The 252-nt window shown below is 75.0% G+C and carries 1 pseudogene; it reads right to left on the bottom strand.

Annotated features, from left to right (window positions below):
- Nucleotides 1-184: pseudogene (locus tag ACLJNW_RS26995) on the bottom strand (hypothetical protein); the annotation flags it as partial.
- Between the last annotated feature and the right edge of the window lie 68 nt (nucleotides 185-252).

Below are 252 nucleotides of genomic sequence, written 5' to 3' on the forward strand. Positions count from 1 at the left end.
GCGTGCGGCCGACCTCGGTCTTGCCGACGCCCGGCTCACCTTCCAAGAAGAGGGGGCGGTGCAGCTTGAGTCCGAGGTAGACCGCGGTGGCCAGGCCGTCGTCGGCCAGGTAGTCGTGCCGCTCGAGGGCGGCCCGCATGCCCGCAGGGTTGCTCACCCCTGCGGGCAGCAGGCCTTGGCCCACGCCGGGTGTCAGCCGCCCAGCGCCGCAGTCACCGCGCGGCGGGTCAGGACCCGCGCGAGGTGCTGGCG

Source organism: Salmonella sp. SAL4457, assembly GCF_046548235.1.
Taxonomy (GTDB): Bacteria; Pseudomonadota; Gammaproteobacteria; order Enterobacterales; family Enterobacteriaceae; genus Salmonella; species Salmonella enterica.